Raw genomic sequence first — 15,067 nt, 5'->3', positions numbered from 1 at the left:
TCTGTGGCGAGGGAGCTTGCTCCCGTTGGGTCGCGAAGCGACCCTGAAGGCATCGGACTCCGCTCGAGCGAGATGATCTGATAACCTCTTGCGGCTGCTTCGCAGCCGAACGGGAGCAAGCTCCCTCGCCACAGAATGGGACCGACTGCCGATCCGCGTTGGCTCCCAATTTTCTAGAGAACTTCCTTGGCCCACCCCGCCCAACGCCGCTGGTATCCCTTGGTCTTCGCCATTGCTGCGCTGGTCCTGCTGCCCCTGAGCGTCCTGCTTCTTTCCTGGCAAACCATCGATCAGCAGATCTGGTCCCACCTGTGGGACACCCAGATGCCGCGACTGCTGGGCAATACCCTCACGCTGGTCCTCGGTGTCGGTTTTGGCGTAACGCTGCTGGGCGTCAGCCTGGCCTGGCTCACAAGCCTCTGCGAGTTTCCCGGGCGGCGTTGGCTGGACTGGGCGCTGATGCTGCCCTTTGCGATTCCTGCTTATGTGCTGGCATTTGTCTTCGTCGGCCTGCTGGATTTCGCCGGCCCCGTGCAAACCTTGCTGCGCGAATGGTTCGGCAGCGGTTTAAGGCTACCGCGAGTGCGCTCCACCGGCGGTGTGATTCTGGTACTGGTGCTGGTTTTTTATCCGTACGTTTACCTCTTGGCACGTAGCGCATTCCTGGCTCAGGGCAAAGGCTTGATGGAAGCAGCGCGAGTCCTTGGGCAATCCCCGTGGCAGGCGTTCTGGCGAGTGGCGTTGCCCATGGCACGTCCGGCCATTGGCGCGGGCGTGGCGTTGGCGCTGATGGAAACCCTGGCGGATTTCGGTGCCGTGTCGGTGTTCAACTTCGATACGTTCACCACCGCTATCTACAAAACCTGGTACGGCTTTTTCAGTCTTTCCACGGCTGCGCAACTGGCCAGCCTGTTGCTGTTGGTGGTGATGGTCGTGCTGTATGGCGAGCGCCGTGCCCGCGGGGCCAATCGGGCGAGCAACGAACGGCCACGGGTCAAGGCGTTGTATCACCTGCGCGGGCTCAAGGCGCTGGCGGCCATGAGCTGGTGCGGTCTGGTATTTGCCTGCGCCTTCGTCATTCCCGTGCTGCAACTGGTGGTGTGGTTCTGGCAACGTGGGCGCTTCGATCTGGATGAGCGTTATGCCGGATTGATCATCCATACCCTGTACCTGGGCGGCATGGCAGCATTGATCACCGTCAGTGTCGCTCTGGTGCTGGCCTTTGCCCGTCGATTGGCGCCGACCCGGGCGATCCGCTCCGGCATCAGTCTGGCCAACCTTGGCTACGCGTTGCCGGGCTCGGTGCTGGCGGTGTCGATCATGCTGGCGTTCAGTTACCTGGATCGCGAACTGGTGATCCCGCTGTCAGGCTGGCTTGGCGGCGCGGGCAAACCGTTGCTGCTGGGCAGTCTGTCGGCGTTGTTGCTGGCCTATCTGGTGCGTTTTATCGCGGTGGCCTATGGACCGCTGGAAAGCAGCCTGGCGCGAATACGGCCCTCTTTGCCCGAAGCAGCACGTAGCCTTGGCGTCAGTGGGCCACGACTGTTTTTCAAAGTGTATCTGCCGCTGCTGCTGCCGGGCACGTTGAGCGCGGCGTTGCTGGTGTTCGTCGATGTGCTCAAGGAAATGCCCGCGACCCTGCTGATGCGCCCGTTTGGCTGGGACACGCTGGCGGTGCGGATCTTTGAAATGACAAGCGAGGGCGAGTGGGCGAGAGCCTCGTTGCCGGCATTGACCCTGGTGTTGGTCGGGCTGTTACCGGTCATCGGATTGATCCGACGTTCGGCGCATCGAAACGCGTAGGTGTCAGTCCTACACCTTGCGGCTACAATGCGCGGCATTCGGTGCGGTCCGTCCTCGGATCGGGTTGCTGAAATCGGCTGAAAGCCTTTTATTTCAAGGCATTTCATCCCGTGCAGCGCCTGCCCGCACCTTCGCCACGCCCGGAAGGAGAAACCCATGGGACAGCGTACGCCTCTGTACGACCTTCATCTCGCCCTCGGCGCGAAGATGGTCGATTTTGGCGGTTGGGATATGCCTCTGCATTACGGCTCGCAGGTCGAGGAACACCATCAGGTGCGCCGCGATTGCGGGGTTTTTGATGTATCCCACATGACCGTTATCGATGTCAGCGGCCCTCAGGCCAAGGTTTGGCTCCAGTATTTGCTGGCCAATGACGTCGAACGCCTGCACAGCCCCGGCCGTGCCTTGTACAGCGCCATGCTCAACGAGCACGGCGGCATCGTCGACGACATGATCGTCTATCGTCTCGAGGACGGTTATCGCCTGGTGGTGAATGCCTCCACCCGCAATCAGGATCTGGCCTGGATGCAGGCTCATCTCGGCGACTTCGATGTGCGGCTCAACGAGCGTTCCGAGTTGGCGATGCTGGCCATTCAAGGGCCTCACGCCCGGCACAAGATTGCCGAACTGGTGACTCAGTCCCGCGGCACGCTGATTCAGCAGCTCAAATATTTCGAAGGTCAGACCGACGGTGACTGGTTCATCGCGCGCACCGGTTACACCGGTGAGGATGGTCTGGAAATCGTGCTGCCCGCCGACCAGGCACCGGGCTTTTTCAACGATCTGGTGGGCGCGGGTATTTCCCCGATCGGCCTCGGCGCGCGCGATACCTTACGTGTCGAAGCCGGCATGAACCTCTACGGTCAGGACATTCATCAAGAAGTTTCTCCATTGGCCTCCAACATGGCCTGGAGCATTGCCTGGGAACCGGCCACGCGCCAGTTCATTGGCCGCACTGCCCTGGAAGCCGAACAGGCCAATGGCGTACAGCACAAACTGGTGGGTTTGGTTCTGGAGGAACGTGGGGTTTTACGGGCGCATCAAGTGGTTCGCATCGCTGATGTTGGCGAAGGTGAGATCACCAGTGGTAGTTTCTCTCCTACGCTTAGCAAGTCGATTGCACTGGCGCGCGTACCGGTGGCCACCGCCGACCGCGCCGAAGTGGAAATCCGTGGCAAGTGGTACCCGGTTCGAGTGGTCAAACCGACCTTCGTACGCCACGGCAAAACCTTGATCTAACTTTTTTTGGCGGGCAAAGACCGCTGACATTTTTCTTGAGGACACAGAACATGAGCGAAATCCCTGTCGACCTGCGTTTTGCCGAAAGTCACGAATGGGCCCGTCTAGACCATGATGGCGGCGTGAAAGTGGGTATTTCAGACCATGCTCAGGAAGCCTTGGGTGACGTAGTGTTCGTTGAGCTGCCGGAAATCGGCAAAGTGTTCGCTGCCGGTGAGGCTGCGGGTGTCGTCGAGTCGGTCAAGGCTGCCTCCGATATCTACTCGCCAGTTTCCGGCACCGTCATTGCCGTCAACGAAGAGTTGGCCAACAACCCGGAACTGGTCAACAGCGCGCCTTATGACAGCTGGTTCTTCAAGCTCGAGCCAAGCGATACCACCGAACTGGACAATCTGCTGCTCGATGCAGTTGCCTACAAGGCCGCCATCGGCGAATAAGCCTTCAGCGTTACCTCAAAGCCCCGGTTATCCGGGGCTTTTTTGTATCTGCCAACTTGATGTGCTGAGGACTAAATGTGGGAGCGGGCTTGCTCGCGAAAGCAATTAATCATTCAGCGTATATGGCGACTGACCCACCGCTTTCGCGAGCAAGCCCGCTCCCACAGGGTAAGTGTCAAGCTCCCCACAGGCTCGCTGTCGGCAGCGACTGCTATGCTGGTTTGACCGCATTGCATCGACGCCGAGCGCCAGTCAAGAGAGAGCCCGTCATGTCCCAGTTGCCGTCCTTGAGCCAGTTACGCGACCCCAATACCTTCCTGCGCCGCCATCTGGGCCCCGATGCCGCCGAGCAGCAGGCGATGCTCGACAGCCTCGGTCTTGGTAGCCGGGTCGAGCTGATCGAGCAGACGGTGCCGCCGGGAATCCGCCTCAACCGGCCGTTGGATCTGCCGCCGGCCCTCGACGAAGAAGCTGCCCTGGCCAAGTTGCGGGGCTACGCCGAGCAGAACCAGGTCTGGACCAGCCTGATCGGCATGGGATACCACGGCACTCTCACGCCGGCCGTCATCCTGCGCAACGTGCTGGAAAATCCCGGTTGGTACACCGCCTATACCCCCTATCAACCGGAGATCGCTCAAGGCCGGCTCGAAGCGTTGCTGAATTTCCAGCAGCTGACCATCGACCTGACTGGTCTGGAACTGGCCAACGCCTCGTTGCTGGATGAGGCCACGGCGGCAGCTGAGGCCATGGCACTGGCCAAGCGCGTGGCCAAATCCAGAAGTAACCTGTTTTTCGTCGATGAGAATTGCCACCCGCAGACCATTTCCGTCGTGCGGACCCGGGCCGAAGGGTTCGGTTTCGAGCTGATCGTCGACGCTGTGGATAACTTGAAACAGCACCAGGTGTTCGGCGCGCTGCTGCAGTATCCCGACACCCACGGTGAAGTGCGCGATCTGCGCCCATTGATCGATCATCTGCATGCCCAGCATGCCTTGGCCTGTGTGGCGACCGATCTGCTGAGCCTGCTGTTGCTGACCCCTCCGGGGGAGTTGGGCGCCGACGTGGTGTTCGGTTCGTCCCAGCGCTTCGGCGTACCCATGGGTTACGGCGGTCCCCACGCGGCGTTTTTTGCCAGTCGTGATGAGTACAAGCGGGCGATTCCCGGGCGGATCATCGGCGTGTCGAAAGATGCGCGCGGAAACGTCGCCCTGCGCATGGCCCTGCAAACCCGCGAGCAACATATCCGCCGGGAGAAGGCCAACTCCAACATCTGCACCGCCCAGGTGCTGCTGGCCAACATCGCCAGTTTCTACGCGGTCTACCATGGACCGGAAGGGCTAAAACGGATTGCCCAGCGCGTCCATCGGCTGACCTGCATCCTCGCTGCCGGCCTGGAGCGTCACGGGATCACCCGTCTCAACCAGAATTTCTTCGACACCCTGACCCTGGAGGTGGGGGGCACTCAGACGGCGATCATCGAAAGTGCCCAGGCGGCGCAGATCAATTTGCGCATTCTCGGCCGTGGGCAGCTGGGCCTGAGCCTTGACGAAACCTGTGACGAAACCACCGTGGCGAAACTGTTCGATGTGTTTCTCGGTGCCGATCATGGGCTCAACGTCGACGACCTGGACGCTGAAACGCTGGTATCCGGCATTCCTGGCGGGTTGCAGCGCAGTACACCTTATCTGCGTCATCCGGTGTTCAACGCTCATCACAGCGAAACCGAAATGCTGCGTTACCTCAAGCAGCTGGAAAACAAAGACCTGGCGCTCAATCAATCGATGATTCCGCTGGGCTCTTGCACCATGAAGCTCAACGCTACCAGCGAGATGATCCCCATCACCTGGCCGCAGTTCGCCAACCTGCATCCGTTTGTGCCGAAAGAGCAGGTGGTGGGTTATTCCTTGATGATCGAGGAGCTGGAGCGCTGGCTCTGCGCGATCACCGGTTTCGATGCGATCTGCATGCAACCCAACTCGGGCGCTCAGGGCGAGTACGCCGGGTTACTGGCGATTCGCAAATATCACGAGAGCCGCCATCAGGGCGCGCGGGATATCTGCCTGATCCCGTCATCGGCCCACGGCACCAACCCGGCTTCGGCGCAGATGGCCGGTATGCGGGTGGTGATCGTCGAGTGCGATGAGGCGGGTAATGTCGATCTGGATGATCTGAAGGAAAAGGCCACGGCGGCGGGGGATAAACTCGCCTGCCTGATGGCGACTTATCCTTCGACCCACGGGGTTTACGAGGAAGGCATCAGCGAGATCTGTGAAGTTATCCACAGCCATGGCGGTCAGGTGTACATGGATGGTGCCAACCTCAACGCGCAGGTTGGATTGGCACGGCCGGCAGACATCGGTGCCGACGTGTCGCACATGAACCTGCACAAAACCTTCTGCATTCCCCACGGCGGTGGCGGGCCGGGGATGGGCCCGATTGGCGTTCGGGCGCACCTGGCGCCGTTCGTCGCCAATCACCCGGTAGTGCCCATCGACGGCCCGCTGCCGGAGAACGGCGCGGTGAGCGCGGCACCCTGGGGCAGCGCGAGCATTTTGCCTATCAGCTGGATGTACATCGCCATGATGGGGCCGCAGTTGGCGGATGCGAGCGAGGTGGCGATTCTCGCCGCGAATTACCTGGCGCAGCATTTGGCCGGTGCATTTCCAGTGCTCTACACCGGGCGCAACGAGCGAGTGGCCCACGAGTGCATTCTCGACTTGCGACCGCTCAAGGCGCAGACCGGAATCAGTGAAGAGGACGTTGCCAAGCGTCTGATGGACTATGGCTTCCATGCGCCGACCATGTCATTCCCGGTGCCGGGGACGTTGATGGTCGAACCGACCGAGAGTGAGTCGAAGGCGGAGCTGGACCGTTTTATCGGCGCGATGCTGAGTATCCGCGCGGAAATCACCGAGGTGCAGAACGGCAACTGGCCGGCGGAGGACAACCCGCTGAAACGCTCACCGCATACCTTGGCCGACATCACCGGGGTTTGGGAGCGCCCGTACAGTATCGAGCAGGCGGTGACGCCGGATGCGCACACCAAGGCTCACAAGTACTGGCCGGTGGTGAACCGAGTGGACAATGTCTACGGCGACCGCAATCTGTTTTGCGCGTGTGTGCCGGTGGACGAATATCGCTGAAGTCGCTGTCCCCTGTAGGAGCGAGGCTTGCCCGCGAAAGCGATTTAACATTCAACATTTATGTCGACTGATTCACCGCTTTCGCGGGCAAGCCTCGCTCCTACAGGTATCGCACGCAAAAAAATGCCGCTCATGTGAGCGGCATTTTTGTTCAGCAACGAACCTTACTTCGAGGCGATGGCATTCTTCGCCAGGATGGCGTTCGCCAGTTCCATGTCCGTGGCTTGCAGGCCAGGGTTGTCGGCACGGACTTTCTGTATGGCGGCTTCCAGGTAGGGGCCGCGAATGGCGCCGTCACTGGCGACAAAGCTGCCGGCGTCGTCCTGGGCGGCGACGACCAGCTTATGATCCCTGGAGGTCAGGTAGGAGGTACCGGTGGTGGCACCGGAAGTAAGGACGTTACGCAAAAAGCTGTCATCAGCCATCGCCGAACCGACTTGAAGGGACAACATGGCGAAAGTAGCGACAGCAAGTTTGAGACGCATAAAAGGTGACTCCACTGGGTTTTAACTGCGGGCTTTGATTGCCAATAACCCAATCGAGTTCCGTGACGTTAGTCGGCTCACCGTAGGAGCTGCCGCAGGCTGCGATCTTCTGATTTTTGCTTTTAAAAACAAGATCAACGGATCGCAGCCTGCGGCAGCTCCTACCGACATCAGGCCTACTTCTGCTCACTCTGCGGCGTCACTCGCAACACCTCTTCGACCGTCGTCAAACCCGCCGCCACTTTCTGCGCCCCCGACAAGCGCAAACTGCGCATGCCTTCCTTAAAGGCCTGACGCCGCACCGCGAGCAAATCGGTATCAGGGTTGATCAGCGCTTTGATGCCGTCAGTCAGTTGCATGATTTCGTACACCCCGGCGCGGCCGCGATAGCCGGTTTCGCGGCATTCAAGACAACCGATGGCGCGTTGTGCGTTGCCTGGCAGTGGCGCTTGCCAAGGCCGGGTCAGGGTTTGCCAGTCGTCCTCGCCCAAAGTTAATGGCGCCTTGCAATGCGGGCAGAGGGTCCGGACCAGACGCTGGGCCATGACCCCGAGCACCGTGGCCTTGATCAGGTAATGCGGCACGCCGAGCTCCAGCAGGCGGCTGATGGCACTCGGGGCGTCGTTGGTGTGCAACGTCGACAGCACCAAGTGGCCAGTGAGTGCGGCCTGAATCGCCATCTCGGCGGTTTCGAGATCGCGGATCTCGCCAATCATGATGATGTCCGGGTCTTGCCGCATGAGTGCGCGCACGCCGGCGGCAAAGGTCAGGTCAATGTTGTGCTGGACCTGCATCTGATTGAACGCCGGTTCGACCATTTCGATCGGGTCTTCAATGGTGCAGAGGTTGACCTCCGGCGTCGCCAGTTTCTTCAGGGTGGTGTACAGCGTGGTGGTCTTGCCTGAACCAGTCGGCCCGGTCACCAGAATGATGCCATTGGGCTGGCGGGTCATGTCTTGCCAGCGACGCAGGTCATCGGCGGAAAAACCCAGCTGATCGAAGTCCTTGAGCAGCACTTCCGGGTCGAAGATCCGCATGACCATTTTTTCGCCGAACGCGGTCGGTAATGTCGACAGCCGCAGCTCGACTTCGCCGCCATCCGGGGTTTTGGTTTTGACCCGGCCGTCCTGGGGTTTGCGCTTTTCTGCGACGTTCATCCGCCCCAGGCTTTTCAGGCGGCTGACGATGGCCATGGTCACCTGCGGCGGGAATTGATAGACGTTGTGCAGCACGCCGTCGATGCGAAAGCGCACCGTGCCTTGCTCGCGCCGGGGTTCGATGTGGATATCGCTGGCCCGTTGCTGGAACGCGTACTGGAACAGCCAGTCGACGATGTTGACGATGTGCGCATCGTTGGCGTCCGGCTCCTGGTCGCTGGCGCCGAGGTTGAGCAACTGTTCGAAGTTGCCCAGGGTGCTGATTTGCTGGTCGGCGTTGGTGGCGCCGCTGACCGATTTGGCCAGACGGAAAAACTCCACGCTGAAGCGCTGGATGTCCACCGGGTTGGCCACCACGCGCTTGATCGGCACCTTCAGCACATGGGTCAGGTCGGCTTCCCAGCTGCTGACGAAGGGCTGGGCGCTGGCCACGGTGACGGCGTCGCGGTCGATGGATACCGCCAGAATCTTGTGGCGTTGGGCGAAGGCATAGGACATCAGCGGCGTGATGGCCGCGACGTTGATTTTCAGCGGGTCGATGCGCAAGTAAGGCTGACCGGCCTGCTGAGACAGCCAGAGTGTCAGGCTTTCCAGATCGAGGTGTTTGCCGGGACGGCTGAGGTCGTCCAGGTGTTGGCTGGCGATGAATTCCAGCGGGTGCTGTTGACCATTTATGGCGTGACGGCGGCGGGCGTTGAGCGCGTGCTCGGCCGAATCCTGGCTGATAAAGCCTTGGGCGACCAATTCACGCAGCAAATCATTGAGGTCCAGCCAGCGGTCCTGAGTGGCGAGTTGAACGGACATGCGGGCTCCTTTTGAACAACCGTTCGCAAAGGATAGTCGCGCACCCGCAGACCGTTGGGCCACTACCCGACCAAGGCGTGACGTTTCTTTTCAGCCTGCCGCCTGAGCCGGCTCTTCCCACGCAGAATCAGCCGCTTGCAGGTTTACCGAGCAGACGCTGATCAGGTTACGTAATTTTTCCGCGATCACTTGAGCACGGTGCCAGCTCAGGCCGTCCATGACGATATCGACCGACAGCAGATCGTCCATGCGCTGTACGTTGACCTGCTGCGGCGTCAGAAACTGCAAGGCGAAAAGATTGAGCGCCCGACACAGCAGATCCGGCTCGGCCTCGGCCAGTAATTGATAGTGAACGCGGCAGTGGGCGTTGCTGACGTTCCATACATCGGCGCGGGCAGGCGAGGTGTTCACGGCTTCTAAATGCGGCATGGTCGGTCTCCAAAATCATTGGAGGAATTTTTACATTCGGTGCCGGGCATTTCTTATCTATGATTGGGCTTATTGATCATTTATCGAATCGATCAATTCGAATTAGTACCCACTATAGGTTTTTCTATGCACAGCGAGCTGGATGGCTACGACCGCAAGATTCTCGCGTTGCTGCAAGAGGACGCTTCGCTCTCCAGCGCGCAGATCGCCGAACAGGTGGGGCTCTCGCAGTCGCCGTGCTGGCGGCGGATTCAGCGGATGAAGGAGGAGGGGATCATTCGCGCTCAAGTGACGTTGCTTGACCGCAAGAAAATCGGCCTTAACACGCAGATCTTCGCCGAGATCAAACTCAACGCCCACGGACGTTCGAACTTCACCGAGTTCACCGAGGCAATTCGCGGTTTTCCCGAAGTGCTGGAATGTTATGTGCTGATGGGGTCGGTGGATTTCTTGCTGCGGATCGTCACGGCGGACATCGAGGCTTATGAGCGCTTCTTCTTCGAGAAGCTGTCGATGGTGCCGGGGATTCAGGAGGTCAACTCGATCGTGGCGTTATCGGAAATCAAGTCCACGACGAGTTTGCCTGTGTTGCGGGGGTAGAGATTTGCAGCGTTTGGGCGGGCCTCTTCGCGGGCAAGCCTCGCTCCTACAATGGTCCGATGATTACCTGTAGGAGCGAGGCTTGCCCGCGAAGGCGTCCTTACAGACGCAGCAGAGTTTTCCAGGCGCGATTCTGATACACCGCGATCGCCTGCTGCTTACGCGCATCCAGCGATTCATCGGTAATCGGTTCGTTGGCCAGTTGCGTCAGTTTGTTCAGCTCACCGTACAGGCGATCCATTTCCGGGATCTCCAGTACGCCGCGGGCATGGTGCAGCCAGGCCTGGATGCGCTCGATACGCGGCAGTTGCTCGGCCAGGTCTTCCGGCTGTTGCTGGTAACGCTGCAATTGCAGCGAGTTGGCTTCTTCGCCCAGCATGCGCGGCAGCCAGCTACCCAGTTGTGCAGCGCCCTGGCGATTACCGCGGACGTTGCGATCGGCGGCCCAGGTACGGGCCAGCAACCAGCGCGAGGTGTTCAGTGAGAACAGGCCCCAACGTGGGTCTTCCAGCTCTTCGAGGAACTGCTCCGGCGCAGCTTTACGTACGTCTTCGTCGTCCAGGCCGGCCTGTACCAGCGGTCGCCAGTCTTCCAGCAAGGCATCCAGTGCGACCCGCAGATCGTGAGTCGACTGACGCGGTGCGGCCTGACCGAGGCTGCTGATCAACGCGCGCATTTCAGCGAGGTTCTCGACCCAGTCCTGCAACAGGCGCCAGTGGCCATTGAAGCGATATTGCTCGGCCAGACGCTGGCTGCTGCTCAGCAAATGCCAGCTCAGGGCGGCGAACGCATCGTCCAGCGGCATTTCGGCAGTGATCTGCGGTGCCGGCAAGCTCAGCGAGTAGCTGTTGGCGTCGAACAAGCGATAACCGCGTTCGGCCTTGCTGATGTCACACGGCATCAGCGCCAGTGTCGCAGCCAGTTCGGCGGCCAGTTCCAGCAGCGCGGCCGGTTCGCCTTCGCGCAGCTCCAGTTCCAGCTCGCAGATTTCTTCTTTCTGCTTGCCGACCACCACGTGGCCCAGGTCCAGCGCGGCTTCGATGACCACTTTGGTCTTGCCACGGCCCCAGGCGATTTCTGCGCGTTCGCGAACGAAATCGGTGGTGAAGATGGCTTTCAGGGTTTTCTTGTCCAGCTCGGCCAGCTCTTCGGGCCAGCATTCACCGTCGAGTTTCTTCACGTCGAGCTTGGCTTTGGCCAGAGGCCAGTCGTACTCGTGACGCTCGGACAGACCGGCGATGCTCTGGCCGCGGGTCTTGAGGGTCTGAATCACTTCTTCGCCATCGCGGCGCAGGCGCAGGGCAACCTTGGCGCGGGCCAGGTCGCGCTCAGGCGTGTCGAAGTACTGGTTCATCAACTCACGGCGTTCCCAGCCACTTTTGTTGCGTTTTTTCAGTAACGGGTGCTCGCGCAGGGCGGCGAGGGTTTCGCGGCTGACGCGGAGTTTGATTTCGGTTTCTTTCTGCATGGCCGGAAAATCCAGGATCGGGAGCGCAGCCGGGGGAATGTGTGGCTGCCAAGGTCGTGCAGTGTACAGGACTCATTCGAGATAGGGTCTGTTGACACCCTACGCGCCGCGACGGTTTATTCCTGTCGCCGGATGGTTCTATGATGGACTTCAATTCGGGAGTTGGGAGTCAGCGATGCCTTTGCCGTCCATGAAAGATCAGTTCGCTGCGCTGATCGCCGCGCCGTCTGTCAGCTGTACCCAACCCAGCCTGGATCAAACCAATCGGCCGGTCATCGACTTGTTGGCGACTTGGCTCGGGGACTTGGGTTTTGCCTGCGATATCCAGCAGGTCAGCCCCGGCAAATTCAATCTGCTGGCCAGTTTTGGCTCCGGCCCCGGCGGCTTGGTGCTGGCCGGTCACAGCGATACGGTGCCCTACGACGAGGCGTTGTGGCAGACCGACCCGCTGAAACTCACGGAAGTGGACGGTCGTTGGGTCGGCTTGGGCAGTTGCGACATGAAGGGTTTTTTCGCCTTGGTCATCGAAGCCGTCAAACCCTTGCTCGACCAACCGTTCAAGCAACCCTTGCTGATCCTCGCCACCTGCGATGAAGAAAGCTCGATGTCTGGCGCTCGCGCTCTGGCCGAAGCTGGACGTTCGCTGGGCCGGGCCGCGGTGATCGGCGAGCCGACCGGGCTGAAGCCGATCAGGATGCACAAAGGCATCATGATGGAACGCATCGACATCCTCGGCCAGAGCGGCCACTCCTCGGACCCGCGCCTGGGCCACAGCGCCCTCGAAGCCATGCACGACGCCATGGGCGAACTGCGCGGCCTGCGCCTGGCGTGGCAGCGCGAGTTTCGTAACCCACAGTTCAGCGTGCCGCAGCCGACCCTGAATTTCGGTTGCATCCACGGTGGGGACAACCCTAATCGCATCTGCGGCCAGTGTTCGCTGGAATTCGACCTGAGGCCTTTGCCAGGCATGGACCCCAAAGCGTTGCGCGCGGCGATTCTGCAGAAGCTCAATCCGATTGCCGAACGGCATCAAGTGAAGATCGATTACGCGCCGTTGTTCCCCGAAGTGCCCCCCTTCGAGCAGGCCGAGGACTCGGAATTAGTGCGGGTTGCCGAAAAGCTCACCGGTCATCGCGCCGAAGCAGTGGCGTTCGGCACGGAAGCGCCTTATCTTCAGCGTCTTGGTTGTGAAACACTGGTATTGGGACCGGGCGACATCGCCTGTGCTCATCAACCGGGGGAATACCTCGAAATGTCACGTTTGCAGCCTACCGTGCATCTATTACGTCAACTGATTGAGCATTACTGCCTGACACCGGCCAAAACGGCGATGCCGGTCAGTTGAGCGCAACCCATGTGGGAGCGGGCTTGCTCGCGAATAGGGAGTGTCAGTTGATATTAATGTGTCTGATACGCCGCCTTCGCGAGCAAGCCCGCTCCCACAGGTTCTGTGTTTTGGCTGACTAAACGTATAAATTGCCAGTGTCCCAACCCGTATTCATGAGGAGAGCGCGCGTGTCGCCAAGCCTGTTCCGACGATAACCATCAGCCCGCTGTGCGTTTACTGCTTTACCCTTTTTTCGGCTGCTATTTATTACAGGCCCAGGTTCATGCCCGAATACGTCAATTGGCTTCGTCACGCTTCGCCTTACATCAACGCCCACCGCGATTGCACTTTCGTCGTCATGCTGCCCGGCGACGGCGTGGAGCACCCGAACTTCGGCAACATCGTCCACGACCTGGTGCTGCTGCACAGCCTGGGTGTGCGACTGGTGCTGGTTCACGGTTCGCGCCCGCAAATTGAAACACGCCTCGCTGCTCGCGGCCTGACCCCGCATTACCACCACGGCATGCGCATCACCGATGCGGCGACGCTTGAGTGCGTGATTGATGCAGTCGGTCAACTGCGCATCGCCATCGAAGCCCGGCTGTCGATGGACATGGCCTCATCGCCAATGCAGGGTTCGCGCCTGCGGGTGGCCAGCGGCAATCTGGTCACGGCACGGCCGATCGGCGTACTTGAAGGTGTCGACTATCACCACACCGGCGAAGTGCGCCGGGTCGACCGCAAGGGCATCAATCGCCTGCTGGACGAACGCTCCATCGTGCTGTTGTCGCCGTTGGGTTACTCGCCGACCGGTGAAATCTTCAACCTCGCTTGCGAAGATGTCGCCACCCGTGCAGCTATCGATCTGGGGGCGGACAAGCTGCTGCTGTTCGGCGCCGATTTGGGCTTGATCGACGAAAATGGCCGGCTGGTCCGCGAATTGCGCCCGCAGCAAGTACCGGCGCATTTGCAGCGTCTGGGCAACAATTATCAGGCCGAGCTGCTGGACGCGGCCGCTGAAGCGTGCCGGGGCGGGGTGGCGCGCAGTCACATCGTCAGCTACGCCGAAGATGGCGCGTTGCTGACCGAACTGTTCACCCGTGACGGTGGCGGTACGCTGGTGGCCCAGGAGCAATTCGAAGTTGTACGCGAGGCGGCCATTGAAGACGTCGGCGGTTTGCTGGACTTGATCAGCCCGCTGGAAGAGCAGGGCATTCTGGTACGGCGTTCCCGCGAGGTGCTGGAGCGTGAGATCGAGCAGTTCAGCGTGGTCGAACGCGAAGGCATGATCATCGCCTGCGCCGCGCTGTATCAGATTGCCGATTCGGATGCTGGGGAGTTGGCGTGTCTGGCGGTGAACCCGGAGTACCGCCATGGCGGTCGCGGTGATGAACTGCTGGAACGCATCGAAACCCGCGCCCGGGCCCAGGGGCTGAAAACCTTGTTCGTGCTGACCACCCGGACCGCTCACTGGTTTCGTGAGCGGGGCTTCGTGCCGAGCAGCGTCGAACGTCTGCCGTCGGCGCGGGCGTCGCTTTACAACTATCAGCGTAACTCGAAGATCTTCGAAAAAGCCCTGTGATGCCCCAAGCCTCGCTCCTACGGGGGCGGGGTGTTATTCAGTGACGAATTTCGCGCTGACATACGGCGAATAATCCGGCAGCACCGTCTCGACCTTTCCTTGTTCCTTCAAGAACTTCGCCGTCTCGCCCTTCGCCTGGGCTGGAGATGCCGAGCTGACCAGCAGCTCTGGCACATCATTGGCGCCGGTCATCGCGGCGTAAATCCTTGCGAACGCCCCAATACGTCGGCGGAAAAGAAAATATACGCGATACACAAACTGTAACAAATTGACTAGATAGTGCGCGTTTGGCCATGATGGCGTCGCCTTTTCGAAAGTGATTGACGTATGGGGAATACGCAAACGCTAATCGATCTAAAAAAAGGCCAATAAATACCATTTAGGAATTAGCTTATGAGCCGATACCTTTTGTCTCGGTTCGGATCATTGCTCGAGAGCTATATTCCCAAATGGTATGAAAAAGAATGAAATAATTCTTTTTGGGTTTATGAGGAAATCATTACCCTGCAGGGACCAAATCACGGCGGTTAGACCTTGGTCGTAGACACACATGGTTACGATTGACTTGTCAGTCACGGTCTGGCGCTAATCGC

11 protein-coding genes and 1 pseudogene are annotated in these 15,067 nt (G+C 60.0%); 7 read left to right on the top strand and 5 right to left on the bottom strand.

Going from position 1 to position 15,067, the window contains the following annotated elements; translation table 11 throughout:
- Positions 1 to 186 precede the first annotated feature (186 nt).
- The 4 genes from KW837_RS09525 (at position 187) to gcvP (ending at position 6,622) form a co-directional block, all read left to right on the top strand.
- Positions 187 to 1,803, top strand: a complete 1,617-nt coding sequence (locus KW837_RS09525; RefSeq protein ID WP_123500396.1) for an iron ABC transporter permease — start codon at positions 187 to 189, stop codon at positions 1,801 to 1,803.
- Positions 1,804 to 1,959: 156 nt separating this feature from the next.
- A complete protein-coding gene (gene gcvT, locus KW837_RS09520) occupies positions 1,960 to 3,042 on the top strand; it encodes a glycine cleavage system aminomethyltransferase GcvT (RefSeq protein WP_218395360.1) in 1,083 nt (360 codons plus the stop codon).
- A 50-nt stretch (positions 3,043 to 3,092) separates the two neighbouring features.
- A complete protein-coding gene (gene gcvH / locus KW837_RS09515; protein ID WP_192344978.1) occupies positions 3,093 to 3,479 on the top strand; it encodes a glycine cleavage system protein GcvH in 387 nt (128 codons plus the stop codon).
- 269 nt (positions 3,480 to 3,748) lie between these two features.
- Positions 3,749 to 6,622, top strand: a complete 2,874-nt coding sequence (gcvP, locus tag KW837_RS09510) for an aminomethyl-transferring glycine dehydrogenase (RefSeq protein ID WP_218395359.1) — start codon at positions 3,749 to 3,751, stop codon at positions 6,620 to 6,622.
- A 164-nt stretch (positions 6,623 to 6,786) separates the two neighbouring features.
- On the opposite strand, the gene KW837_RS09505 is transcribed toward gcvP, so the two are convergent.
- The 3 genes from KW837_RS09505 to KW837_RS09495 all read right to left on the bottom strand — a co-directional run bounded on the left by KW837_RS09505 (position 6,787) and on the right by KW837_RS09495 (position 9,497).
- Positions 6,787 to 7,107 carry a DUF2388 domain-containing protein gene (locus KW837_RS09505; protein WP_218395358.1) on the bottom strand — a complete coding sequence of 107 codons (321 nt, stop codon included), beginning with the start codon at positions 7,105 to 7,107 and terminating at the stop codon, positions 6,787 to 6,789.
- A gap of 176 nt (positions 7,108 to 7,283) precedes the next feature.
- A complete protein-coding gene (locus KW837_RS09500) occupies positions 7,284 to 9,068 on the bottom strand; it encodes a GspE/PulE family protein (protein ID WP_218395357.1) in 1,785 nt (594 codons plus the stop codon).
- Positions 9,069 to 9,158: 90 nt separating this feature from the next.
- Positions 9,159 to 9,497: a hypothetical protein gene (locus tag KW837_RS09495; RefSeq protein WP_218395356.1), complete on the bottom strand. Its 339-nt coding sequence runs from the start codon at positions 9,495 to 9,497 to the stop codon at positions 9,159 to 9,161.
- A gap of 126 nt (positions 9,498 to 9,623) precedes the next feature.
- On the opposite strand from KW837_RS09495, the gene KW837_RS09490 reads away from it, so the two are divergent.
- Positions 9,624 to 10,097 (top strand): Lrp/AsnC family transcriptional regulator, encoded by a 474-nt coding sequence (locus tag KW837_RS09490; protein WP_008076029.1) that lies wholly within the window; start codon positions 9,624 to 9,626, stop codon positions 10,095 to 10,097.
- Positions 10,098 to 10,197: 100 nt separating this feature from the next.
- Here the strand turns inward: KW837_RS09490 and KW837_RS09485 are convergent, their stop codons facing one another.
- Positions 10,198 to 11,565, bottom strand: a complete 1,368-nt coding sequence (locus tag KW837_RS09485) for an inorganic triphosphatase (RefSeq protein ID WP_218395355.1) — start codon at positions 11,563 to 11,565, stop codon at positions 10,198 to 10,200.
- A gap of 175 nt (positions 11,566 to 11,740) precedes the next feature.
- Between KW837_RS09485 and argE the strand changes: the two genes are divergently transcribed.
- Both argE and argA read left to right on the top strand, forming a co-directional pair.
- Positions 11,741 to 12,910 (top strand): acetylornithine deacetylase, encoded by a 1,170-nt coding sequence (argE, locus tag KW837_RS09480; protein ID WP_218395354.1) that lies wholly within the window; start codon positions 11,741 to 11,743, stop codon positions 12,908 to 12,910.
- 265 nt (positions 12,911 to 13,175) lie between these two features.
- Positions 13,176 to 14,474: an amino-acid N-acetyltransferase gene (gene argA / locus KW837_RS09475; RefSeq protein ID WP_123500376.1), complete on the top strand. Its 1,299-nt coding sequence runs from the start codon at positions 13,176 to 13,178 to the stop codon at positions 14,472 to 14,474.
- 33 nt (positions 14,475 to 14,507) lie between these two features.
- On the opposite strand, the pseudogene tauA reads toward argA, so the two are convergent.
- Positions 14,508 to 14,672, bottom strand: a pseudogene (gene tauA / locus KW837_RS09470) (taurine ABC transporter substrate-binding protein); the annotation flags it as partial.
- Positions 14,673 to 15,067: the final 395 nt, after the last annotated feature.

This window comes from Pseudomonas sp. PDM24 (assembly GCF_019218905.1).
Lineage (GTDB): Bacteria > Pseudomonadota > Gammaproteobacteria > Pseudomonadales > Pseudomonadaceae > Aquipseudomonas.
The sequence above is the reverse complement of the archived record's forward strand: the minus strand, read 5'-3'. Positions and strand labels throughout refer to the sequence as shown.

Bases quoted from the DNA above. Each gene is read 5' to 3' on its own strand.
- gcvP (WP_218395359.1), top strand. From the start codon at position 3,749: ATGTCCCAGTTGCCGTCCTTGAGCCAGTTACGCGACCCCAATACCTTC.
- KW837_RS09490 (WP_008076029.1), top strand. From the start codon at position 9,624: ATGCACAGCGAGCTGGATGGCTACGACCGCAAGATTCTCGCGTTGCTG.
- argE (WP_218395354.1), top strand. From the start codon at position 11,741: ATGCCTTTGCCGTCCATGAAAGATCAGTTCGCTGCGCTGATCGCCGCG.
- gcvH (WP_192344978.1), top strand. From the start codon at position 3,093: ATGAGCGAAATCCCTGTCGACCTGCGTTTTGCCGAAAGTCACGAATGG.
- KW837_RS09500 (WP_218395357.1), bottom strand. From the start codon at position 9,068: ATGTCCGTTCAACTCGCCACTCAGGACCGCTGGCTGGACCTCAATGAT.
- KW837_RS09485 (WP_218395355.1), bottom strand. From the start codon at position 11,565: ATGCAGAAAGAAACCGAAATCAAACTCCGCGTCAGCCGCGAAACCCTC.
- KW837_RS09505 (WP_218395358.1), bottom strand. From the start codon at position 7,107: ATGCGTCTCAAACTTGCTGTCGCTACTTTCGCCATGTTGTCCCTTCAA.
- KW837_RS09495 (WP_218395356.1), bottom strand. From the start codon at position 9,497: ATGCCGCATTTAGAAGCCGTGAACACCTCGCCTGCCCGCGCCGATGTA.
- gcvT (WP_218395360.1), top strand. From the start codon at position 1,960: ATGGGACAGCGTACGCCTCTGTACGACCTTCATCTCGCCCTCGGCGCG.
- argA (WP_123500376.1), top strand. From the start codon at position 13,176: ATGCCCGAATACGTCAATTGGCTTCGTCACGCTTCGCCTTACATCAAC.